The 22139-nt window shown below is 72.3% G+C and carries 20 protein-coding genes; 8 read left to right on the top strand and 12 right to left on the bottom strand.

The features are described 5' to 3' along the window. Positions 1–86: 86 nt before the first annotated feature. The 3 genes from AB0O40_RS09030 to AB0O40_RS09020 form a co-directional block, all read right to left on the bottom strand. Complete coding sequence (locus AB0O40_RS09030) at positions 87–1163, bottom strand: chitinase (RefSeq protein ID WP_365037237.1); 1077 nt, start codon at positions 1161–1163, stop codon at positions 87–89. A 106-nt stretch (positions 1164–1269) separates the two neighbouring features. Then, on the bottom strand, positions 1270–2745 hold the full coding sequence (locus AB0O40_RS09025; RefSeq protein WP_365037235.1) for a hypothetical protein: 1476 nt from the start codon (positions 2743–2745) through the stop codon (positions 1270–1272). Between the two features lies 1 nt (position 2746). Then, positions 2747–3379 carry a hypothetical protein gene (locus AB0O40_RS09020; protein WP_365037233.1) on the bottom strand — a complete coding sequence of 211 codons (633 nt, stop codon included), beginning with the start codon at positions 3377–3379 and terminating at the stop codon, positions 2747–2749. Between the two features lie 324 nt (positions 3380–3703). Between AB0O40_RS09020 and AB0O40_RS09015 the strand changes: the two genes are divergently transcribed. Then, positions 3704–4372 carry a hypothetical protein gene (locus tag AB0O40_RS09015; RefSeq protein ID WP_365037231.1) on the top strand — a complete coding sequence of 223 codons (669 nt, stop codon included), beginning with the start codon at positions 3704–3706 and terminating at the stop codon, positions 4370–4372. A 63-nt stretch (positions 4373–4435) separates the two neighbouring features. Here AB0O40_RS09015 and AB0O40_RS09010 read toward each other — a convergent pair whose 3' ends face one another. Then, positions 4436–5863 carry a cytochrome P450 gene (locus AB0O40_RS09010; protein ID WP_365037229.1) on the bottom strand — a complete coding sequence of 476 codons (1428 nt, stop codon included), beginning with the start codon at positions 5861–5863 and terminating at the stop codon, positions 4436–4438. Between the two features lie 144 nt (positions 5864–6007). Between AB0O40_RS09010 and AB0O40_RS09005 the strand changes: the two genes are divergently transcribed. The 7 genes from AB0O40_RS09005 to AB0O40_RS08975 all read left to right on the top strand — a co-directional run bounded on the left by AB0O40_RS09005 (position 6008) and on the right by AB0O40_RS08975 (position 12162). Next, entirely contained in the window at positions 6008–6841 is an 834-nt protein-coding gene (locus AB0O40_RS09005) for an SGNH/GDSL hydrolase family protein (RefSeq protein WP_365037227.1), read from the top strand. Beyond that, positions 6838–8031, top strand: a complete 1194-nt coding sequence (locus AB0O40_RS09000; protein ID WP_365037225.1) for an acyltransferase — start codon at positions 6838–6840, stop codon at positions 8029–8031. Before AB0O40_RS09005 ends, AB0O40_RS09000 begins: the two co-directional genes overlap by 4 nt. Positions 8032–8090: 59 nt before the next feature. Beyond that, on the top strand, positions 8091–8774 hold the full coding sequence (locus AB0O40_RS08995) for a hypothetical protein (RefSeq protein ID WP_365037223.1): 684 nt from the start codon (positions 8091–8093) through the stop codon (positions 8772–8774). Between the two features lie 93 nt (positions 8775–8867). Next, positions 8868–9560, top strand: coding sequence for a response regulator transcription factor (locus AB0O40_RS08990; protein WP_365037221.1), 693 nt, complete (start codon positions 8868–8870; stop codon positions 9558–9560). Beyond that, positions 9557–11032: a HAMP domain-containing sensor histidine kinase gene (locus AB0O40_RS08985; protein WP_365037220.1), complete on the top strand. Its 1476-nt coding sequence runs from the start codon at positions 9557–9559 to the stop codon at positions 11030–11032. Before AB0O40_RS08990 ends, AB0O40_RS08985 begins: the two co-directional genes overlap by 4 nt. Next, entirely contained in the window at positions 11032–11586 is a 555-nt protein-coding gene (locus AB0O40_RS08980) for a hypothetical protein (protein ID WP_365037218.1), read from the top strand. Before AB0O40_RS08985 ends, AB0O40_RS08980 begins: the two co-directional genes overlap by 1 nt. Before the next feature lie 45 nt (positions 11587–11631). Beyond that, positions 11632–12162: a GNAT family N-acetyltransferase gene (locus AB0O40_RS08975; protein WP_365037216.1), complete on the top strand. Its 531-nt coding sequence runs from the start codon at positions 11632–11634 to the stop codon at positions 12160–12162. Between the two features lie 128 nt (positions 12163–12290). Here the strand turns inward: AB0O40_RS08975 and AB0O40_RS08970 are convergent, their stop codons facing one another. The 8 genes from AB0O40_RS08970 to AB0O40_RS08935 form a co-directional block, all read right to left on the bottom strand. Beyond that, positions 12291–13238 (bottom strand): thiopeptide-type bacteriocin biosynthesis protein, encoded by a 948-nt coding sequence (locus AB0O40_RS08970; RefSeq protein ID WP_365037214.1) that lies wholly within the window; start codon positions 13236–13238, stop codon positions 12291–12293. Between the two features lie 11 nt (positions 13239–13249). Further along, a complete protein-coding gene (locus AB0O40_RS08965; protein ID WP_365037213.1) occupies positions 13250–14395 on the bottom strand; it encodes a lanthionine synthetase C family protein in 1146 nt (381 codons plus the stop codon). Beyond that, the gene (locus AB0O40_RS08960; protein ID WP_365037211.1) at positions 14392–17328 is read right to left on the bottom strand and encodes a lantibiotic dehydratase; all 2937 of its coding nucleotides are present in this window, start codon (positions 17326–17328) and stop codon (positions 14392–14394) included. The genes AB0O40_RS08965 and AB0O40_RS08960 overlap by 4 nt, the downstream gene beginning before the upstream one ends. A 176-nt stretch (positions 17329–17504) precedes the next feature. Further along, positions 17505–17696: an FxLD family lanthipeptide gene (locus AB0O40_RS08955; RefSeq protein WP_365037209.1), complete on the bottom strand. Its 192-nt coding sequence runs from the start codon at positions 17694–17696 to the stop codon at positions 17505–17507. Positions 17697–17770: 74 nt separating this feature from the next. Next, on the bottom strand, positions 17771–18985 hold the full coding sequence (fxlM, locus tag AB0O40_RS08950; protein WP_365037207.1) for a methyltransferase, FxLD system: 1215 nt from the start codon (positions 18983–18985) through the stop codon (positions 17771–17773). Between the two features lie 340 nt (positions 18986–19325). Then, positions 19326–19724, bottom strand: a complete 399-nt coding sequence (locus AB0O40_RS08945; protein ID WP_365037205.1) for a hypothetical protein — start codon at positions 19722–19724, stop codon at positions 19326–19328. A 418-nt stretch (positions 19725–20142) separates the two neighbouring features. Next, entirely contained in the window at positions 20143–20781 is a 639-nt protein-coding gene (locus tag AB0O40_RS08940) for an HAD-IA family hydrolase (RefSeq protein WP_365037203.1), read from the bottom strand. Between the two features lie 35 nt (positions 20782–20816). After that, entirely contained in the window at positions 20817–22019 is a 1203-nt protein-coding gene (locus tag AB0O40_RS08935; RefSeq protein WP_365037201.1) for a helix-turn-helix transcriptional regulator, read from the bottom strand. Between the last annotated feature and the right edge of the window lie 120 nt (positions 22020–22139).

Here is a 22139-nt window from a genome sequence, read left to right as displayed (position 1 = left end):
CCGGTGCCGGAGCCCTGTGGGGAGTTATACCGAGGCGCCGCCGGGCGGCGCCCCGGGTACGCATCCGCCACCCGGGTGATCTGTCGTCAGCGGCCCTGGAGGGTCTTCACGTTGTTGCCGAAGGTCCAGTCCTTGGACCCGTCCCAGTTCACCGACCAGGTCATCAGGCCCTTGAGGCCGCCGGAGTACCGGTTCCAGGCCTGCCCGACCAGGCTGGGGGACATGTAGCCGCCGCCGGCGCCCGGCTGGGCGGGCAGCCCCGGCACCTGCTTGTCGTACGGGACCTTGACGGTGGTCCCCTGCACGACGAGGCCCTTGTTGAGGCAGTCGGTCTGGGCGGTGAAGCCCTGGACCGTGCCCGCCGAGTAGGAGTCGCCGGAGCAGCCGTACATGCTGCCGTTGTAGTACTGCATGTTCAGCCACCAGAGCCGGCCGTTGTCCGCGTACTTCTTGACGATCGGGAGGTACGCGCCCCAGATCGAGCCGTACGCCACGCTGCCCCCGGTGACGTACGCGGTCTCGGGGGCCATGGTGAGCCCGAAGCCGGCCGGCATCTGGGCCAGCACGCCGTCGATGATGCGGATCAGGTTGGCCTGCGAGGCCGAGGGCTGGTTGATGTTCCCGCTGCCGACGAGCCCGGTCTCGATGTCGATGTCGATCCCGTCGAAGTTGTACGTCTTGAGGATCGGCACGATCGTCGCCACGAACCGGTCGGCGACCGCCCGGGAGCTGAGGTCGATGCCGGCCGCGGCGCCGCCGATGGACAGCAGGATCGTGGAGCCGGCGGCCTTGGCCTGGCACATCTCGGCGGGGGTGGCGACCTTGACGGTGCTGTCCATGCCGTCCTGCCACAGGGCCGTGCCGTCCGAGAGGATCACGGGGAAGGCGGCGTTGAGGACGTTGTAGCCGTGGTCCCGGATCCGGCTGTCGGTGATGGGGGTCCAGCCGAAGGGCGGGTGGACGCCGTTGGAGGCGCCGTCCCAGTTCTCCCAGTACCCCTGGAGGACCTTGCCGGCCGGTCTGCCCTTGAGGGCGCAGGTGTCGCCGGTGGGGGCGGCCGCCGCGCCGGGGCCCGGCAGGGCCAGGGCGAGGGCCAGACCGAGACCGGCCGCGGCGGCACGGAGTAAGGGACGGAGCGACGGGCGTGACGAACGACCGGGCATGGGGGGCTCCTTGGCGGGGTGGGGGGCCAGGAACAGCTGGGCCACGCCTCACGCTAGGAAGGTCCAGACCAATGGTCAAGGGTGCGGACCGCGCTCCGTCCGGGCTTCAGCGGCGGTCCAGGATGAGCCCGAGGCCGGCGATGGTCATCGTCCGGTCGGTCACCACCACGTCCGTGGCGGTGAAGCGGTCGGCGCCGAGGCGGCCCCGGACCAGGCCGCGCAGTGGCGCGGGCAGGGCGTCGAGGTCCTCCAGGACGGACTCCGGGACCTCGACCATCCCGTCGAAGCGGCGCGGCTGCGCGGTCAGGCCCGCGGCCTGGACGCTCTGGCGGAGCCCGTCGACGGTGTGCAGGGTGAGCCGCAGCTCCCGGCCGCCCGCCCGCAGCACCAGGGGAGTCCCCTCCACCGCCACGTCGAACGCGTCCACCTGTGCGGTCACCTCGCCCCGGGTCCCGGCGTAGTCGTAGGGCGAAGGCGCTGCGAGGGTGTCCGCGGAACGGTCGTCGGGGGTGTTCTCGAGCAGGGCGCCGGCCAGCGGCAGGCCGGTGGCCGTGAAGCTCCACCCCTCGGCCGTCAGGGCCTTGTGCCAGTACCCGGTGGTGCCGTGGTCGCGGCCCTCGACGCGCAGTTCGCGGGCGTCCGAGCCGCGGCCGGTCTTGTGGACGGAGATCCGGTCGGCGATCTCCCCGCCGGCGGGGACCTTGGGCTGGTGCACCCAGTCCGGCGCGGGCAGCTGGATCTTCGGGAAGACCGCCCCGCGCTGGTCCTCGTAGGAGTAGCCGAAGAAGACTCGGTCGGCGCCCGAGATGTCGAAGTCGTACAGCCGCGTGTACAGGTCGCCGTAGCGGTTGACGACGAAGGAGGTGGAGGCGGCCGTGGACAGCGCCCGGGCCTGGAAGCGGCCGCGCAGCGGGGTGGCCATCTCGTAGCTGTGGTCGGCGGGGAGCCAGGGGTCCACGTACGTGATGCGGCTCCCGTCCGGGCTCAGCGCGAAGACGTGCGAGACCTTCGCGCCGCCGACCGGGTGGTCGTTGCCGGCCGTGTCGCGCCAGACCTGGTCCTCACCGGGGGAGAGCACCGACCAGGTCCAGCGGGCCGAGCCGTAGGGGACGGTGGTGCCCCCGCCCAGCCACAGCGGGGCGCCGAAGCGGTACGTCCAGTTCCAGGTCCAGGGCGCGTTGAGGGCGTGGTCCATGGTGTAGATCCGGCCGTCCTCGTCGACCGCCGCCAGCTCGTCGTCGTCCACGGAGATCCCGCGGATCCGGCCGGCCAGGCAGTCGGGGAGCGTCATGGTGCGCCAACCTCCGTCGGCCGCGGTCTCCTTGACGTACATCAGGCCCTCGCGCAGGGCGAAGGACCAGCGGCGGTTGAAGGTCTCGGCGGTACCGCGCAGGTAGACCCGGCCGGGCAGCTCCACGGCCGCGGGCGGCAGGGCGGACAGTCCCAGGGTGCCGTCGCCGGGCACCAGGTCGGCCAGTCCCGCCGTGCCCACCGGCCGGCAGCCGTCGTCCGCGGCCGCGGTGCCAGCGGGGGTGAGGACGCCGACGGCCAGGAGGGTGGCGGCGAGTGCGTGGCGCAGCATGTCAGATCCATCCCAGGCTGATGAAGACGATGAGGGCGGCCAGGTCAAGGCCGAGCAGCGCCCCGACGGCGAGCGCCTTGTCGCGGACCTTGGGCAGGTCGTGCACCCAGTAGCTGACCAGGAAGAAGGGCAGGTAGCCCACCAGCCAGATCAGCAGCGGCATCCCGGCCCGCCACCAGGACCACTCCCAGGTCAGCGCGTCCATCGAGTTGAGGACGACCTCCACCACCACCGCGGCGGCCGCACCGCCGCCGGCCAGCGCCCAGCGGTTGGGGATCCCGAGGACCCGCGCGTCCTTGTCGGCCGGCAACAGCTTGGCGGCGACCACGCCGAACACAGCGAACATGAAGCAGATCTCGATGTTGAGCCCGATGAGGATGAGATAGGCCGAGCCGCCGCCCGGTGCGCCCCAGACCGGGGCGCGGTCGGTGAAGTGGAAGACCAGGGCGTTCCAGATCTCGTTGAACCAGTCCATGCCCCAGAAGGCCAGCCCGGCGAAGAAGACGTTCCAGTTCCGCCGCTCCACCTCCGCGGCGTACACGTACAGGACGATCAACAGCAGCGGTATGACGTACCACTGGAAGCTACCGCTGTCGCGCAGGTGCGCCAGCGCGGTACGGGACGCGTCGGTCACGGAAGTGGACTCCTTGCTCGGCCGGGACCAGGAGTCTGGCAGCGGCCCGGCACGAAGCTGAAGGGTCCTCAACATTACTATTTAGTAACTTGGTTGACGGTGCCACGTCCGCCCGGCCGGATGTGCCCCGGGCCGCGCCGATGGGCACGGCTGCGCCGTACCGGCCGATCGGCTCAACGACGCGAGACCTCCAGGGGGCCGTACCCGGCTCGTCTCGCGTTTCGGCTCCGCGGACCTGCGCGACACGGTCATGCTCGGCGCGTGAACGGGGTCCGTTCGTCACCCGGCCCGGCCCCGACGGCAACGTCGAAAGGTAGTGGTGCGATGCGACCCGTCCGGATCCGCGCGTTCCTGTCCGTGATCGCCGTGGCGGTGGCCCTCACGCCCATCGGCAGCGGCACGGCCCAGGCCAGGCAGGGCGGGCCGGAGCCGACCACCGCGCGGAGCGCGACACCCCCCTCCCCCTCCGGGGCGGCGAACCACTGCCTGGACCCCGAGGGAACCGATCTCAACACCCTCCTGTCGGTCCGGGAACAGATCATCGGACCGCCCGCGTGCCGTGTGGCGGTCGCGATGAAGCCGTGGGTCTCTTCCTTCCCGAGCTGGGGCACGGTCGCCGATGCGGCCGGCGCGCTCTACCCGGCGGGCTACACGCCCTCCCTGCCGAAGCCGATGGACGACTTCCTCCTGAAGTTCCTCGGCGTCCGGATCGTCCAGGACATCGGTACCCCGCGGGAGCGGAGCTTCGCCTTCGGGCCCGAGGTCCTGCGGTTGGTCGTGCTCGAGGAAGGGCTCCCCTTCGCCACGTTCGCCTCACCCGTGCTGCCCGGCCTCCGGCCCGGGTCGCACACGTCCACCGTCTTCTTCCGCATGAGCTTCGAACACTGCGACGGAGCGGGAACCAACCGCGACGAGGACTGCCTGCCCGCCGGCGAGTCCGCCTACACCGGCAACACCCCGTTCGAGGTCGTCAAGAAGCGGGCGACCATGTGACGGCGCGGAATCCCCGTGCGAAGGGCTGCGCTGCGGCCTTCGGCCGTCGGGCCGGGGCCGCGCTCAGCGGCGTCTGTGGACCGTGGCCGTCAGGGGGACGGAGGGCTGGAGGAGCAGGCCCACGCGGGGGGCGACCGGGCCCGCGGGCAGGTCCAGGCGGCAGCGCTGGGCGAGGGTGGCGAGCACCAGGACGGCCTCGACCTGGGCGAAGCGGGCGCCCAGGCAGGCGCGCGGGCCGCCGCCGAAGGGGAACCAGGCGTGGTCGGGGGCGGCGGGCGCCTCGGGTGACCAGCGCTCGGGACGGAAGCGGTCCGGCTCGGGGAACCACCGGGGATCGCGGTGGACGGTCCACTGGCTGCACCACACGATCGTCCCCGGCCGCACCGCCCGCCCGTCCAGCGCGGCGCCCGCCCGCGCCACCGCCGGCATCAGCCACACCGGCGGGTACAGCCGCAGCGCCTCCTTGACGACCTGCCGGGTCCACACCAGCCGGTCGTAGTCGTCCACGGTCACCGCCCGGCCGCCCAGCACCTCGTCCAGCTCCGCCTCCAGCCGGGCCCGGGCCCCCGGCGCACCGGCGAGCAGGTACAGCGCCCAGGTCAGCGCGGTGGAGGTGGTGTCGTGGCCGGCCGCCCACAGCGTGACGGCCTCGTCGCGCACCTCCACGGGCGTCAGCGGCTGCCCCTCGGCGTCCCGGGCGGCCAGCAGCCGGCCCAGCAGGTCGGTGTCCTCACCGGGCGGCTGCGCCCGGCCCGCCCGCTCCCCGATCAGCCGGTGGACCTCCGCGTCGATGGCCCCCACCGCCGCCAGCATCCGGCGCCGGGCCGGGGTCCGCGCCCAGGCGGGCAGGAAGAGGCTCGCGCCCCGGAACTCCGCCCCGACGGCCCGCTCCGCGACGTCCATCGCCCGCCCCAGCGCCCGTGCGCGGGACCCCAGGTCGCTGCCGAAGAGGGAGCGCAGCACGATCCGTTGGGTGATCAGGGCCAGTTCGGCCCGCAGGTCGATCCGCTCGCCGTCGCGCCACCCGTCGGCGGCCGCCGCGGCGCACTCGGCCATCCCGGCGGCGTACGAGCGGACCTGGCGCGGCCGGACGACGGGCTGGACCAGGGCCCGCTTGCGCCGCCAGTCGTCGCCCTTGCTGAGGATGACGCTCCGCCCCACCAGCTGCCGGAACATCCAGCCGATGTCCAGGAGCTCGTACGTGTCCTCGCGGGCCGCCAGCACCTCCGCGATGTGCCGGGGATGCGAGAGGAACACGCCGTGCCGCGGGCCGAGCGACCAGGTGACGGCATCGCCGAACCCGTCGCGCAGCCGGGTCAGGAAGTCCAGCGGGTCCCGCCCGAAGTCGAGCAGGTTCCCCAGCGGCGGCAGGCCGCGCGGGCCCCGCACCACCCGCAGCGGCGGGCCGGCCGGCGGCGCGGGTACGGGTGCGGGTGCGGCCGTGGGCCTCGGCTTCGACTGCGGCATCGACTGCGGCTTCGGCATCGTCATCGGGACTCCTCGTCGGGACGGTCGCGGGTACGGCGGCCGGGGCGGGTGCGCGAGGGGCGCCTCCGTATGACGGCCCGCCCCCCGTCATGTGACCGGGCGATGACGGCCGGGCCCGGGCGCCCGACGTGCTGGTTGGTTGGACGCATGGTCAACGACATCACCTCCGCGCACCCCGCTCCCGTCCCGCCGCGCCGTCGGGGCCGTCGCACCGCCGCCCTCCTGTCGGTCGTGGTCCTCGCCGGCGCCGCGCTGGCCGCCTGCGGCGACGCCGACGGCAAGGACAACGGCACCGTGGCCGCCGACGACACGCCCGCCACCCCGGGCAAGAAGGTCCTGTGGCTGGGCGACTCCATCGCCGGCGCCGAGGCCCCGCCCCTGGAGGCCGCGCTCAAGGCGAGCGGCCAGGAGTTCAAGAACGCCTCGTCCGACGGCGGCGGCACGGTCGTCGAGGGCAACGAGATCGCCGCGGACCTCGCCAGGATGACCTGGCCCGAGATCACCAAGGACCTCCGGGCCTTCCGCCCGGACGTCATCGCCTACCAGATCACCACCTACGACTGGGGGACGAAGGAACAGCAGCGCACCTCCTACGAGAAGCTGGCCAAGGCCGCCGCGGACGGCGGCGCCGCGCTGGTGATCGTCTCCGCCCCGCCCTTCAAGGCCGACGACGGCCCGTACGCGAAGTTCGGCAGCACCCTCGCCACCGCGGCCGGGGCCGCCGAGGAGGTCGCCGCCCGCAGCGGCGGCAAGGTCCGCTTCCTCGACGCCGGCGCCCTGTGGGGGACCGACCACCGGGCCGCCCGGGCCCAGCGATCCGCCGACGGCATCCACTCCTGCCAGCAGGGCTCGGCCGCCTTCGCCAAGTGGTTCACGGCCGAGCTCGGAAAGGCCTACGGCTTCGCCCCCGCCCCCGCGGACGAGTGGGCCACCGGTGCCTGGACCGGCGACGCGCGCTACGGCAAGCTCGGCTGCAAGTGAACCGGCCGCCCGTCCCGGCCCCGCACATCGCGCCACTGGACGGACTGCGCGGGCTGGCCGTCGCGGGCGTCCTGCTCTTCCACGCGGGACACCTGCGCGGCGGCTTCCTCGGCGTGGACCTCTTCTTCGTCCTCTCCGGCTTCCTGATCACCGGCCTGCTGCTGCGCGAGGCGGGCGGCGCCGGGCGGATCGACCTGGCGGCCTTCTGGGGCCGCCGGGCCCGCCGGCTGCTCCCCGCCCTGGGCCTCACCGCCCTGGCGACCCTGCTGCTGACCTGGGCCTTCGGGGACGCCTCGATGCTGCGCTTCGCGCTCGACGACGCGCCCTGGGTGGCCGGCCAGGCGGTGAACTGGCACTTCGTCCTCGAGCAGGTCGGCTACTGGGACGCCGCCGGCACCCGGGTCTTCGCCCACCTGTGGAGCATCGCGGTGGAATGGCAGTTCTACCTGCTCTGGCCCCTGGTGGTGGCCCTGGCCGGCCGGGGCCGCCGGGGACCGGCGCGGATCGCCGTCCTGGCCGGCGCGGGCGCGCTGGTGTCGCTGGCGCTGATGCTCCACCTCGGGTCCGCCGTCGACACCACCCGGGCCTACGAGGGCACCGACACCCGGGCCTTCGCGCTGCTCCTCGGCGCGCTGGCCGCCACCGCGCCGGTCCGCGCGGCCCTGGCCCGCGTCCCGCGCACCGCGGCCGACGCCGCCTGCGCCGCACTGCTCTGCGGCCTCGGCGCCTCCTGGGTGCTGACCGACGGCCAGCACGCGCCCGGGCTCTTCCGGGGCGGGCTGTTCGCGCACTCCCTGGCCTGCGCGCTGCTGATCGGGCTGCTCGCCCGGACCGCCGACGCGCGGACCGGCCGGGTGCTGGGCAGCCCCGCGCCCCGCCGGCTCGGCGAGCTGTCGTACGGCCTGTACCTGTGGCACTGGCCGGTCTACCTGCTGCTGCCGGACCCGCTCCTTGGGGCGACCGGATGGCCCCGGACCGCGGTGGCGATCGCGCTGTCGCTGGCGGCCGCCGTGGCGACCAAGGCGCTCGTGGAGGATCCTGTGCGGTACCGGGTCCGGTGGGCGACCGGCCGCCGCGGGGCGGTGGCGCTGGTGGCGGGGCTCGCGCTGACGGCCGGCATCTGGGCGGCCGTACCGCAGCCCACGCCCGGGGCGGGCAGCGTGGACCTCGACCGGCTGCTCGCGCCGTGACGGCCCCGCGGCCGTCCGCCGGGCCAGACTGGGCGGATGACGGTCCACCGGCGGGCGCTGTGAAGCGGGTGCGGTACGGGCGGCTGCCCGCGGGTCCCGACCGGTGCGGGCGTTCCCGGTCCTGGCCGGCCCGGCTCGGCCGGGCCGCCCGGGCCGGTGGCCTCGGGTGCCCCGCGGCCCGGTCCGGCCCGGTGGCGCTGGTGGCGGGCTGCGTGCTGCTCGCCGGATGCGGCGTACCCGGTACCGGGCCCGAGGGGGCCGGCGACCCGGCCCGCGGCGCCCGGCCCGCCACCGCGACCGCCGGGTACGTCCGGGCGTACTTCGTCGCCCCCAACGGCCCCTGGCCGGTGGCCCGCCCGGCCGCCGCCGGGGCCGGACCCCAGCAGGCGCTGGAGGCGCTGCTCGCCGGCCCGAGCAGCGACGAGCGCGCCCGGGGCCTGGTCACGGCGCTGCCGCCGGGCCCCCACCGGGTCCGGGCCACGGCGGACCGGCCCGGCCAGGTGGACGCGTACCTGCCGTGGCTGGTCGCGGAACTGCCGCACGCCGCGGTCAACCAACTGGTCTGCACGGCCGCCGCGGCACCGGGGATCCCCGGGGGCCGGCGGTCGGCCGACGTGGTCGTGCGGCTGCACGAGTCGGGGCTGCCGGGCGAGCCGTGGCAGGTGATGTGCGACGACACGGGCGTGGCAGCGCCCCTGGGCGCCCCGCCGCCGGCCCCGGACACGCCGTCCCCCCGCCGGTGAGATGTCCCGTTTGACCACTTTCCTAGGGTTGTCCGGCGTTTCGCGCCGCCGGAGAGCGCGCCGTCGAGGAGCGAGAGAGAGGGGCGCCTGCCCATGACACGGGTCCTGCTGATCGAGGACGATCCGGCCGTGCGGCGCGGCGTGATGCTGGGGCTGCGCCGCAACGGCCACGAGGCCGAGGCGGTCGGCACCGGCGAGGACGGCCTCGAGTCCCTGGGGCCCTTCGCCCCCGAGGTCGTCCTGCTCGACCTGATGCTGCCCGGCATGAGCGGGCTGGAGGTCTGCCGCCGCATCCGCGAGCACAGCCAGGTGCCGATCCTGATCCTCTCCGCCCGCAGCGACGACGTGGACATCGTCGTCGGACTGGAGGCCGGCGCCGACGACTACATCGTCAAACCGGCCGGCAGCGAGGTCATCGAGGCCCGGATGCGCGCCGTCCTGCGCCGCATCGCCCCGTCCCAGGCCGCCGCCGGCCACCGCGACGGACCCGCCGTCCACGGCGACCTCACCATCGACCCGGTCTCGGTACGGGTCACCAAGAACGGCGAGGAGCTGGCCCTCGCCCCCTCGGAGCTGAAACTGCTGCTCTTCCTGTCCGCCACCCCGGAGCAGACCTACGGCCGCCAGGACCTGCTGGAACACGTCTGGGAGCACAGCTACTACGGGGACGTGCGGCTCGTCGACGCCTGTGTGCGGCGGCTGCGCGTCAAGATCGAGGACGACCAGCGGCACCCGCGCTACATCCAGACGGTGCGCGGCTTCGGCTACCGGTTCGGGCCGCTGTGATCCGACGCCGGCCGCCCGGGGAACCCCGCCCCGCCCGTCCGCGGCTGCTCCCGGCGGGGCTGCGGGCCCGCCTGGTCGTCGTCTTCCTGCTGGTCGCCGCGCTCAGCGCCCTGACCGCGGCCGCCCTGACGTACCGCCAGGCCCGGGCCGGGATCCTGGAACGCGCCCAGGACGACGCCGTGCACGACCTGCGCGGCCAGGTCGACTCGCTGGCGCCGGACCTGCCGGCGGCGCCCGGTGAGGCGGACCTGCGCGCGCTGGCCCTCCAGCTCGACCGGGCCGGCGGCTCCCGGGACTGGCGCACCGCCGCCGCCTACCGGACCGGGCCCCCGGTGCCGGCCGCGGACCGGGCACCGGTGCTGCCCGGGGCGCTGCGGACGCAGGCCACCGCCGCCCGGACCGCGCTGGTCCAGCGCTTCCACACGGACGGCATCCCCTGGCTGGCGGTCGCGCTGCCCGTCGACGCCCAGGACGCCGGCCCTTCGGGGCTGGTGGTGTACGCCTCCTTCTCGCTGGCCCCCCAGGAGCGGGACGTGTCCGCGCTGGTGGCCGCGGCGCGGGCCGGGGTGCTGCCGGTGGTGGTGCTCTCGGTGATCCCCGCGCTCTTCGCGGCCCGCCGGGTGCTGCGCCCGGTACGGCAACTGCGCTCGGCCGCCGAGCAGATGGCCGACGGCGCCCTCGAGACCCGGATCGAGGTCCGCGGGGAGGGCGAACTCGCCGATCTGGGGCGGACGTTCAACACGATGGCGGCGACGCTCCAGGAGGACGCCGCCGCCCTGCGGGCCATGGAGGCCAAGGCCCGCCGGTTCGCCTCGGACGTCTCCCACGAACTGCGCACCCCGCTGGCCGCCATGGCCGCCGTCACGGGCGTGCTGGCCGAGGACTCGGCCGCCGGGGAGCTGGCTCCCGAGACGGCTGAGGCGCTGGAGCTGGTCGTGGACGAGACGCACAAGCTCGTGCGGCTGGTGGAGGACCTGATGGAGATCTCCCGCTTCGACGCGGGCGCGGCCGTCCTCGCCCCCGACGACGTCGACCTCGGGCGGCTGGTGCACAAGACCCTGGAACTGCGCCACTGGTCGGAGCGGGTGACGGTCGACGTGCCCGGGGGGCTGCGGGCCCGGCTGGACCCCCGGCGCATCGACGTGGTCCTGGCCAACCTGGTGGGCAACGCACTGCGGCACGGCGGACCGGACGTACCGGTGGCGGTCCGGGCGCGCACGGCCGGGGGGACCCTGGTGCTCACCGTCGCGGACGGCGGCCCCGGCATCCCCGAGGCGGTGCTGCCGCACGTCTTCGACCGGTTCGTCAAGGGCGACCCGGCCCGCACCCGCAGCGAGGGCAGCGGGCTGGGCCTGGCCATCGCGGCCGAGAACGCCCGACTGCACGGCGGCACCCTGACCGCGGCCAACGGCCCCGAAGGCGGGGCGGTGTTCACTCTGACGGTGCCGCTGCGTGAGGACGTGCCGCAGTGATGCGGGGCGCCGACGGCGGGGCAGCACGCGGTACCCGGCGGCCGCGGCGGGGCAGGGCGGCGCTCGCGCTGGCCGGGCTGCTGGGCGTGCTGGGCCAGGTCCTGGCCGGGTGCGGGATCGACGCCGAGGGGCCGGTACCCGCCGGGCCGGCCGCCTCGGGGCTGCCCGGCCAGGAGAACGGGCCCGCCGACGCCGTGCACCTGTACTTCTCCTCGCCGGTCGGGCTGGAACGCGTCTCGCGCACCTACCGGGGGCCGGACCCGCTGGGCGCCGCCCTGGCCCGGCTGGTCACCGGCCCCGACGAGGCCGAACGGACCCGGGGGCTGGTCACCTTCCTCCCGCCGGCGGCCCCGGCGCCGTTCGCCGTCGCCCGCGGCCGGGAGGCGGTGGACGTGTACCTGCCCCGCGGCTGGACGGCGGACCGTACGGCCGGCCGCCAGCTGGTCTGCACCGCGGCCGACGCGGTCGCGCGGGGGGCGGCGCCGGGGTCGGTGCAGGTCCGGCTGCACCACTCCGACGGCCGGTCGACCACCGCCGTCTGCGCGAGCCCCTGACCCACCGTCACGACCGTAATATCGTCCTATGGCACGATTCGAGGCATGACTGATGTGCAGATCGTCCCCCTGGAGCTGACCCACCTCAGCGATGTCCTCGCCCTCGGCCACCGGGTGTACGACGTCAAGGCCATGCCGTACACCTCGTGGTCGCTCTCCTCGGTCGCCGCCCACTGGGACGCCCAGCCGGACGCCTGCTGGGTCGCCCTGGACGGGCAGGGCCTGCTCGGCTTCGTCCTCGGCTCGCTGTCCTACGACGAGCGGGAGGACTGGGGCTATCTGGAGTGGATCGCGCTGGAGGAGCGGGCGCGGGGCCGGGGGGTGGCCAGTGCGCTGGTGGAGCGGTGCTGCGCGGCGCTGTACGCGGCGGGGGCGGTGCGGATCATCACGGACGTGGAGGGGAGCAACGCGGCCTCGGCGGCCATGATGCGGCGCAACGGCTTCACCGAGGCGGTCACCGTCACCCTCTTCGTCCGCCCCGCCCCCGGCGACCACCCCGCGGCCACCCCCCACCCCGCCCACGACCCCGCCCGAACCCGCCTCCGCCGAGCCGCCCGCACGACCCCGCGCACCTGACCGGGCTCGGCCCGGCCATCCCAGCCGCGCTGGGGGCACCTCCCTGCGGTAGCTGGGGAGTTTGAGCGCACCGGCGCGGAGCGGCGGCATGGGTGTCGGGGGGCAGTTGCGGGGGAAGCGCCCTCGGCTCAACTGCCGAGAGTTGCTTCTCTGGCTGCGCGGGCCCAGAGGGATTGCTGGCGGAGCGTGAAGCCCATTCGGTTCCAGTGGAAGAGGATGTGACGTGCGAGGATTCCGCGCATCCCGAGACCGAGCTGACCGGCTGCCGCTGCTGACTCCAGCGCCCGCCCGCTGGCCTCCAGGCTGCTGATCCATGGCTGGACGTGAGCGAGCGTTTCGGATGCGAGAAGGGGGCGAGCGTCCGCGAGGAGGAGGCGGCGCATGGGCTCGACCATTGCGCTGAACTGCTCGGCGGTCATGGCGTCGGCGAGCGGACGCCGTGATTCGACCAGTCCCCATACGTCGCCCTGCTCGCCGAACTCCAAGCCCGCTGAGCGCATGAGCATCGTCATGGCCAGAAGGGAAACCGCCTTGGAGTCCAGTGCTGCTTGCTGGCCACCCGCCGCTGCCTGGTAGTCGATCACGCCGACGCTGTCGTCGTGAAAGAGTGCGTGAGCGAGGACCATTCCGTCCGGGCCGCCGAACGCGGTGACTTCCGGTTCATACAGAGCGGGAGTCCACTCCGCAGTCACGCTCCAGGAGACGGAGCTGTCGAGCGCCTCGGCGACGTGGCGGACGGCTTCCTCGGCGGTGGAGCCCGGAGCAGGGAGGTAGCGCAACCGCCAATAGGGGTGCTTACGAATGAACCACCAGTTTCCCACCGGCCCGGTTCGAAGGGCCGACAGGAGGTAGGCGCGGAAGATCCGGTTGCCTGCCGGGTAGTCGGTGAAGCGGATGTTGGCTTGATGCCAGCCGGACGGCTCGGCATCGAGCGCCGCTCGGCCGGCGCTCTGGTACCGCTCCACGGCCTGGGACAGTAGTGCGGGTTCCGTTGCGGCGGCCCGGGCGGCGTCTTCGACGGACCCTCCGCCGAGAACGGCCAGGATCGCTTCCTCCAGACGGTCTGTGCGGTGCACGGCCGGGCTCCTCACGTCAATAGGAGGCAGGCGTCCCACTGCCCCTGGGGTGCGGCGTCGACTTCGGCGTCCTGGAAGGCGAGGACAGCTCCTGCCTTGCCGACCAGGAGGCCGTTCTCCTCGGCGGCCGGCGCCAAGGTGAACCGCCCGATGAGGAAGGCGAACTGGTGGCGGTAGCCGTCCGGAGATTCGGCGTCTTCCGCTACGCGTTGGACCGTACGCAGTGCACCACCGAAGCCATGGCAGAGCCCGCGGTCAGCGAGCAGATCGATCTGCTGGCGGTCGGCGAGGGAGTGCATCAGGGCGTGCTCGGCCATCCGTTTCCGATCCCTGTCTCCGAGTACTACGGCCGCGAGCTGCTGCGCGCGAGTGATTCCGGGCGTGCCGTAGCACCAGCCGGGGGCTGCTGTATGCATGGGAGCGGCACCTACGCGGCTGATCCACCGGGGCCAGCGGAGGCCGTGGGCACTGGTCTGTTGGATCTGGTCGAGCCATCGGCAGATCCGCCGGATGGCTGCTTCGTGTCCGTCCACGGTGACGCCTGCGCGCAAGGCCAGCGAGAGGAGGGCGAGCGGTCCGGTGATGCCGTGCGCGAGCCCGGCGTTGGCATGGCCGCCCGGTGTGGCGCTCTGGTCGCTGGCGGGGGCGTGGCCGACCCACCAACCGGGGAGGGGCCCGTTCGTCGCGTCGGCGAGTGGCTCGCTGAGGCGGACCAGGTACTCCAGGACGCCTTTCATCTCAGCGCCGTGGGGTTGTCGCCGCAGCAGCAGTGCCCCGATGCCGGTCAGGCCGCGGAAGAGGTCGTACTCCGCGAAGGAGGGGCGACGCCCGGCGTCGACCCGGGCATGCGCGGCGGACAGCCGTCGGCGGGTGTGTTCGGCCACGATTCCGTCGAGGGTGTGCAAGGCGTCCGCGTACCGGCCGGTTCCGTCGGCGGCGACGTGCAGAACGAAGGCCATCGCGGGGGCGCCGAGGAACAGATTCGCCTCGTGGCCGTCGGTCAGGGGGCCGATCGCGGCGAGGGTGCGGTGGACTTCTCGCCACTCCCCTGTGCCCCGCCGGGCCCGCTCGATCTGGAGCAAGGCGGCTCCGAGTGAACCGTGGGCGAGGGACTGCCGAGGAAAGGTGTCTGCAGCGGCCGGCGGTGTGGTCGTCATGCCGAGGCTCCTTCCGGGCGGCGGGTCCAGGCGAGGGCTGCGGCTCTGGCCATCCGGCGACAGGTTGCCTCCGCCGTGCTGTCGATTCCGGCGACGCGGTTGTGGTGCATGTGCAGGAGAGAGGGCAGCACGCCTTCTGGGCTACGGCCCGCCAGCATTCGGCGGTAGTGGTTCAAGGCCTCACCGCGTGCTTCCCATGCGGCGACCACCGCGTTCCCGCCGTACAGACAGGCGAGGCCGTTGCGTCCGGCCGGGTCCGAGAGTTCCAGCGCGAGGGCTTGCAGGTCGTGCGGGACGGGTGTGCCGTCGCTGCGCAGAAGGTGCTGGACCAGCCAGGTACAGCCGGCATCGCGAGAACCGAGGAACGTGGTGGCGATGTTCACGAAGGAGGCAGCGGTGACGGCGGGCCGGACTTCCATCGGGACCGCCAAGGCCAGCTGGCTGATGGCTACCGCCGAGTCGGCGACGAAGTACTCCTCCGCCGCTTCCAGCACCGGCCCGGTGCCGTAGCGGCCGGCTTCGGGGCGATCGGTGTCCCACTGCACGTGTTGGATCAGGCCCTCTCGGCGGAGGTCGGTCGCCCAGTGGGCGACGGTCTCCACCGCGGGGCCGACTGCTCCGGCCCCAGGGAGGCACAACCGCAGGCGGAGGTGGGCGTCAGGGTCGGCATAGCGGGTGAACCAGGCCGAGGGAGGCGTGTTCCACCCTTCTTCCAGGAGGCGGGGCAGGTGCCTCGTCAGTACCTCGGGCAGATGCACCGCGCTGCCGTAGAGCTTCACGAAAGCCCAGTGCGAGGATCCGGGCATCCGGGCCGAGGCTTCGCCAGTGGAGGAGCGGACCACAGGTACGGGGGTGGGCTTCTGATCGGAGGCGAGCGTCACAGTGACCTCGTGAGCACGTCCGATCCAGCCGTAGGCCCGTTCCTCGGGAGCTTCGCGCAGGACAGCCGTGTCGTGTCGTCGGAGTTCGGCACGAAGGAGTTCTTGATGGACCGGCTCCTCAAGGTCGAGGCGCAGGCGCTGGTCGGTGGCGCCGACGAACACCGTGCGCGGTACGCCGTAGGTGCAACGCCAGTTGATGAAGCGCTCCAGCCAGTCGTCTCCGTCCCCGAGGTCGCGCGCACGCAGTTGCCACTTGGCTTCAGCGAGGATGGTCCGGCCCACGCGGACCTCGGGCAAGAAGGGCAGTCGGCCAGCTGCGCCCCAGAAGAAGGGGATCAGGACGGCGGTGTGGGAACGGGCGAGCTCGCAGACGAACCGGATCAGCGGGTGGGTGCCGCTCGAGAGCTCGACAGCGTTCATCACCGTCGGCTCGATGATCCGCCCCGTGGACGCCGACAGGAGGTAGAGCCGGTTCGAGTCCGCGACGACACCGAGGTCATCGAGGTCCAGGGTCGCAGCGGGATTGTGCTCGCCGAGGGCCAACAGCTCGGGCGCGACGATGGGCGAGCGGCTCACGTTGTTGACCGGCACCTTCAGCGGTGGGCCCGAGACCTGCCCGCGGACGGCACCTTCGGTCAAGGTGGGCAGCGCGGCGTGCACGGCGGCGACCCGGTCACGGTCTGCCCGTTCGAGCATGGGCAGGAATCGCCCGGTCGTGATGCCGACCGCGAGGGAGAGCCCGACGGTGGAGAGCGTGAAACAGCCTTCTTCCAGAGCCTGCTGGGACTCCGCGAGCACGGTGAAGACGAACTCCGCGTGTGCGGGGACCTGAGTCGGAGCGGCGACGGCGAGCGCCTCGAGATCCGCGTCCGTGAGCACGATCTCTCGACGGGAGGTCAGGGCGGCGTTCTGAGCCATGGCCAGGAGGTGCTCGTCGCGCGGCGTCGTCGCCAGGACGGGCCGGGGCAGGACGGTGCCGCGGTAGCCGACGGGGTAACCGAGCCCGGTGTCAGGGTCGGTGAGTTCCCGCACCGGAACGACCATGCCCATGCTGTACCGCTCCAGGAACCGGGTGAGGTAATCGCGCCAGGCCGGGGAACCGTTCGGGTAAGGCGTGATGCGGGCGACGACGTCCAGGGCCCGGCTCGCCTCGTCGGCGATCTGCTGTGGGAGGACGACGTCACAGTCCGGCCGCAGGTTCACTGCCAAGTTGCCGTTGCCCACGCTGGTGAGACGGTTCATCGCGGCGGCGACCCGCCCGCGGATCCCGGCTTGCGCATCCGCGTGTACGCGGTCGTGCTGATCAAGCATGTGGTGGATGCCCCGCAGGTCCTCCGTCTGCACCGCCAAGGATCGTCCAGCAGTTCCGGCGCGATGGGCCTCATCCAGCTGGGCGATCAGGTGTCCGAGGGCGTCGTCAACCGTCATAGGGGCGTGAAGGTCGGTGAGGAGAACTCGGTGTCGAACCAGGGTGCGCACCATGTCTTCGATCACCGGCACGGGGGTGTCGGGGTAGTCGCCGTGCAGCTTGGAGACGAGTTCGCGAACGGGCGTGGGTGACTGTGCCGATGAGAGCGCCAGTTCTGATGCCTGGGTACGGCGGAGGGTGGTCTCGGTCGGCCCCCTCAGGCCGGGCTGGCAGGGGACGGCGATGTGCCGGCCTCGGGCGGTGAATGTCGGATCGGTGACGACGTGTAGATGCCGCAGCACGTCCGGATCCTGCTCCAGTGAGGTGATCACGGCGTGCAGCCACGTCGCGTCGGCCCTGGCGTACGTGGTGTGTTCCTCGCCGCAGCGCACGGTGGTCGACCCGGCGAAGCGCACAGGGGATGTGCCTGCAAAGGTTCCGAAAGGAGTCGCGCGGAACTGCATGCGCAGGAGGTACCGGTTGAGCGAGAGCGCGGCTCGGCGGATCCGAGAGGTGCGTTCCTCACCGCGCAGGGTCCTGCGGATGGTGTCAGCCAGCACCGGCGCGGCGAGCTCGATGGCCCCGGCGCGCCGGTCGTCGCTCCAGACCAGTTCGATCCACCGGCGGCAGTTGTCCGCGTCCATGAGGGGATCGGGAACGGCCGCAGGGCAGGCAGGCGGCGAAGCAGAGAGCGCAAACGCCGACACCCTAATCATGTTCGCGTCAACGACTCGGTACATGGCCGTTCCTCCTTCGCCGGGGTGGTGCGAGGTGTGTGCGGGCCGACCGGCGGCCCGCACACACCCCGTGGGGGATTGGGTCAGCCGATGCAGGTGCTGTTGGAGCACGCGGACTGGCAGGTGGACCCGCAGCCGTCGCCGGTGTCGTTCAGCAGCGCCCCGATCACGGGCAGGGCCGCGATGGTCTCGATGTTCAGATCGAAGTCGGATCCGGACTCCGCCGCGAACGACGTCGCGGTCTGCGGGAGGGGCCTGGTGTTCTGCTGTGCCATGGTGAGTCTCCTCGGTGGAGGGATCAGTGGACTGTGCGGATGTGCATGTGGAACCACCTGGCTAGGACGAAGGGTCACGGCCAGGAGATGGTGATCCGCGTGTGCGGCCGCTCGATGACCCTGCCCACGGGAAGGTGCTCGTCGGGCGTGCCCGCTGGGAAGACCGCGATGTGCGCGCGGTCGCCTCGGTGCCCGTCGTGCCAGGCCTGGATCTCCTCGGCCAGGCGCTCAGCGACCTTCCGGCCGTTGGGTCCGTGCCCGATAGCGCCCAGCTCGTAGCGGTCCTCCTGGTCGGTGGGCCGCGAGCGCCGATAGGCGAAGCTGTCGCCGTCCACGAGCGTCGGTGTTCCGACCGGTGACGCGACGGCCACGACTCCGCGTCGCCTGGCCTCGATCTTGGCGGCCATGAGAGGCAGGTTGTCGAGGGCAGTCGTCAGCCAGAGGTCGAGGTGCTCCATCGACTCCTCGCCGCCGACGGTGACTCCGGACCACGCCTCCATCCGGGGAGAACGCAGAGCCGCACGAAGCGCCTCGGTGTCGGGCTCGGGGTGGCCGTCGAGACGGAGAGCTACTTCGGCACCTTCCTCGTCGTGGAGGACGGCGAGGCGCATCCGGTTCTCGCCGGCACCGCGGATCGGGACGAAGCCGCACTGCTCGAACCCGTCGCTGAGGAGCCGGTCGCCGTCGCGGACGAACGCGACCGTGCGCGTCATGCTGCGCATCCGTAGCGGCACCACGAGCCGGCCGCCCTCCTTGAGCTGCGCGGTCCAGGCGGGCGGGATGTCCGCGGACTGGACGGTGGCCACGATGCGGTCGAAGGGTCCGTGCTCGGGTGCCCCGTGCTCGCCATCACGGGTGATCACGGTGACGTTCTCGTAGCCCGTGCTCTTGATGAATCGCTCCGCACGCGCGGTGACATCTACGTCGATGTCCATGGTGATCACCCGACCGCCATCACCGGTCATCTCCGCGAGGTAGGCGGCATTGGGTCCACCGGACCCGATCTCCAACACCGTCATCCCCGGCTTGATGTCGGCCTGCTCGATCTGCATCGCCTGAATCCGAGGCGCCGAGACGGAGCTGATGTCCACACCGTTCTCGTCGGTCTTGGTGATCGTGGCGGTCTCGACCTCGTACGTCTTGGCTACCTCCACTTCCGGGGTGGCCAGGTGACGGGGGACGGCACGGAACGCGGCAACGACGCGAGGGTCACGGGCGGCCCCGACCTCGATGAGCCGCTGGACCATGGTGTCGCGCAGCTGCTGCTCCGGGTTGGCGAGTTCGGTCATGATTGTTCTCCTCTTCGGCGAGATTGCGCCGGGCTCTGGGTCGAGAAGGCTGGCGGACCGGCATGGACCGAGAGGCCCGTGAGTCAGGGACCTGGCGGCCGTCCGCGCCGGGGTGATCAACCGCCCGACGGCTCGGCCGGTGACGTCCGGACCGCCAGGCGGTCGTCAATAGCGCGCGCGGCAGGGAGGCCGGCGCCGGGATCTCGGAGCAGGCCATGCACCAGCTCCTGCCGGAGCCGCATAGGGCCGGGCACTTTGGCTGCAGAGCCGTGGGGGGAACCGGGCCGGCGATGACCGCTGCTCGGTTACGCAGCGCGGCTCGGGCTGTCCTGTGGGCGCGTCACGACCAGACCGAGGCCGGTGTGGGCAGGCCCTGGTCCGCGAGTTCGATCATCCGACCCACGATGTCGCCCAGGTCCGCGTCCTTCGCGCCGATGACGGCGAGCATCGACTGGTCGGGAGCGCCCACCAGGATGAGCGTCTGGCCGAACCGGTCCTCGATCACGCTGTGGCTCCACGGGTTCCCGCGGGAGGCGAGGTCGCCGGCGATGTCGAGGCTCCTACCGCTCACGGAGCCCAGCGCCGCCATCAGGGCCGCCCACTTGTCCGCTTCGTCGCGGGCGATTCCAGGCGATGTACCCGCGACGAGGCCCTCGGGGCCGACATGGATGGCCGCCACGGCGCCGTTGGCTTCGGTCACCAGATCGCTGAGGAAGGACGGCTGCGGATGGGGCTGCATGACTACTCCTTGGCCGGAGTGGAGGAAGAGACGGATGGACGCTGAGGCATCGGTCACGGGGTACCCGCGCTCCTCGGGATGCCCTCGCCGAGCGCATCCCGCAGGGCCGGCCGGCCCGCCCGGTCCTCCGACGGCACCTGACCCCTCTCGGTGAAGACGGCGGCCACCGCCCACTCGCGGGACTCGGCAGACTGCTGGCAGTGGTTCTCCAGTACGGCGTCCGGATCTCCACCCGGTGAGGCAAGGTAGATCGCTACGGGGACATGGCCCGGCGATCGAAGTGCGTCCGAGGGCATGTCACCACTGTCACAGCAGTGTCGCCCCGAGTGAACCGGCGGCCCGTACGACTTCGGAAGATCGCTGGAGGGCGAAGTCGTATGGCCCGTACGAGTTCATGTCTTCCTGCCGCCCGGCAACGTCAGTGGCAGGAGGCCGTGTTCGGCTCCACCGGGTCGAGGTCCAGCAGCCTGGCAACCGTGGAGGCTGTTCCGTGGCCGTCAGCGAACACGGCCGTTATGCCCATCGCCTCGGCGGGCGCCAGGTTCGGCCGGTGGTCGTCTACGAACACGCACTCTGAGCCGGCCAGCCCCATCCGCTCCAGCGTTCGCTGGTAGATCTCCGGGGAAGGCTTCGCGACGCCCTCGACCCCGCTGATGACCCGCACGTCGAACAGGTCCCATACTCCGGTCTTCTCGTACGGGTTGTACGGGGAGAAGCCGTAGGAGTTGGACAGGAGGGCGACAACGATCCCGGCGGAGCGGGCGCGCTGCGTCAGCTCCACCATCTCCGCCACGGCCCGCACCTCGCCGTGGGCCCGGCCCATCAGGTTGTCGCTGGAAACGCCCATGAGCGCTGCGGTCCGCCGGTTCCACTCGGCCTGCTCCATGCGGCCCAGTTCCAGCTCGATGTACAGCGCTCGGCCTGATGGATCGTCTTCCAGCGTGCGCCGCCACGTGTCGGCCGGCAGCCCCTCACTGGCGCACCACGCCCGCGAGGACTGCCCGATCGGAGTGGTCATCACTCCCGCGAAGTCGAGTATCAGGCCGCGGTAGGACAACGGGCTCTCCCAGACTGAGGATTCGAATCAGCAACTCACCGGACGGTCGGCGAGGTCCCAAGGATCTCAGACAGTTTCCGAATCCGGGCGTTCCCGGCGCGACCGGCCCTCTGGATGATCACCCCGGGGATGGCCTGATGCTTGGCCCACTCCGGATGGGCCGAGCAGACTTCCAGCAGCGTATCCAGAGACGTCTCCCACTGGCGCGCGTCGGCCTGAGCGAGCGCGATGTCCAGCTGCATCCTGCTGTGCGCGGCCTGGGTCAGACCGGCCGGATCGAACCGTCGGGAGAGGTCAAGCGCCTTTCCTGCATTTCCAAGGGTTACGTTGATCCCCACGGCTTGGGCGCCGGCATACGAGGGCCCGAACTGCATCCCGTTGCCGAAGACGTCGCGGCCCAGCCGCGCCGCCACCGCGTGCGCCTGAGAAAGCATGTCCGCTGACCGTTCGGAGTCGCCGAGCCGGGAGGCAGCAACCGCCGCGAAGACGAGGTTCTTCCCATGCGCAGCCAATAGCCCCGTGCCGTGCTCGGAGAATCTCGGCTCGGCTCGGATCGCCGCTGACTCGGCCTCGCGCAATGCCTGTTCCACGCGAGCATCCCGCAGTAAGACCCGCGCTCGTGCAGACGCCAGCATCGACACCCGGACAGGGTCGGCTGCCAACTCCGCGTGCCGGATTGCGTGTCCGATCGAGGCGTACGCCAGGTCCCTGGCTCCAAGGAAGTTGGCGATCAAGCCGGCAGCCCGGAAGGCATCCGACAACAGACCGTTGCCCTCAGCTTCCTGGCCGGCCGGCACCTCTTGCCCGAACAGAGCCACCGACCGCAGGAACGGTGCGGCCAAGGAGCCGGCTTCGGCGTACGCCCCGCGCCAGTACACCCGCCACATCCGATCAGCTGCCTCGGCGAGATCGGCCGGCCCCGGAGCGGCCCCCTCGGCAGGGTCAGCCAGCATGCCGGCAGCGGTGTCGTGGACCGTCCGTGACAGCTCACGCAACATCGAGCGATCGTCCCGCCCCATCCCACGGCGGGGGGCCTGTTGCCCCAGGATCACCGACACGTCGGAGTGCAGCGCCTCCGCGAGACGAAGGAGCGTCGGTAATGAGACGTTCTTGTCCTGCTCGGCCTTTTGGATGGTGTGCTTCGACAGCCCGGACCGCTCAGCCAGGTCTGTCTGGGTCTCCTTGCCCCTGAGCATTTTGATCCGCTCACCTGTGGTGAAGTCTTGCCACTGTCCCACTGGTTTCCCCTCCGTGAGATGTGTCCCTGGACGATAGCCGCACGGGTGCTCCGCCAGGTGGAGTTTGCCGTCCGCCCTGCGTTCCGCGAGCGCGATATCAGCCCCGCACTGGATCGGGAT

Source organism: Streptomyces sp. NPDC089919 (genome assembly GCF_040684615.1).
Classification (GTDB): Bacteria; Actinomycetota; Actinomycetes; order Streptomycetales; family Streptomycetaceae; genus Streptomyces.
This window is presented reverse-complemented; position numbering and strand designations above follow the sequence as displayed.

Coding starts and splice junctions, on each gene's coding strand:
- AB0O40_RS09030 (WP_365037237.1), bottom strand. CDS start 1,163: ATGCCCGGTCGTTCGTCACGCCCGTCGCTCCGTCCCTTACTCCGTGCC.
- AB0O40_RS09025 (WP_365037235.1), bottom strand. CDS start 2,745: ATGCTGCGCCACGCACTCGCCGCCACCCTCCTGGCCGTCGGCGTCCTC.
- AB0O40_RS09015 (WP_365037231.1), top strand. CDS start 3,704: ATGCGACCCGTCCGGATCCGCGCGTTCCTGTCCGTGATCGCCGTGGCG.
- AB0O40_RS09010 (WP_365037229.1), bottom strand. CDS start 5,863: ATGACGATGCCGAAGCCGCAGTCGATGCCGCAGTCGAAGCCGAGGCCC.
- AB0O40_RS09005 (WP_365037227.1), top strand. CDS start 6,008: ATGGTCAACGACATCACCTCCGCGCACCCCGCTCCCGTCCCGCCGCGC.
- AB0O40_RS08990 (WP_365037221.1), top strand. CDS start 8,868: ATGACACGGGTCCTGCTGATCGAGGACGATCCGGCCGTGCGGCGCGGC.
- AB0O40_RS08980 (WP_365037218.1), top strand. CDS start 11,032: ATGCGGGGCGCCGACGGCGGGGCAGCACGCGGTACCCGGCGGCCGCGG.
- AB0O40_RS08975 (WP_365037216.1), top strand. CDS start 11,632: ATGACTGATGTGCAGATCGTCCCCCTGGAGCTGACCCACCTCAGCGAT.
- AB0O40_RS08965 (WP_365037213.1), bottom strand. CDS start 14,395: ATGACGACCACACCGCCGGCCGCTGCAGACACCTTTCCTCGGCAGTCC.
- AB0O40_RS08960 (WP_365037211.1), bottom strand. CDS start 17,328: ATGGACGCGGACAACTGCCGCCGGTGGATCGAACTGGTCTGGAGCGAC.
- AB0O40_RS08955 (WP_365037209.1), bottom strand. CDS start 17,696: ATGGCACAGCAGAACACCAGGCCCCTCCCGCAGACCGCGACGTCGTTC.
- fxlM (WP_365037207.1), bottom strand. CDS start 18,985: ATGACCGAACTCGCCAACCCGGAGCAGCAGCTGCGCGACACCATGGTC.
- AB0O40_RS08945 (WP_365037205.1), bottom strand. CDS start 19,724: ATGCAGCCCCATCCGCAGCCGTCCTTCCTCAGCGATCTGGTGACCGAA.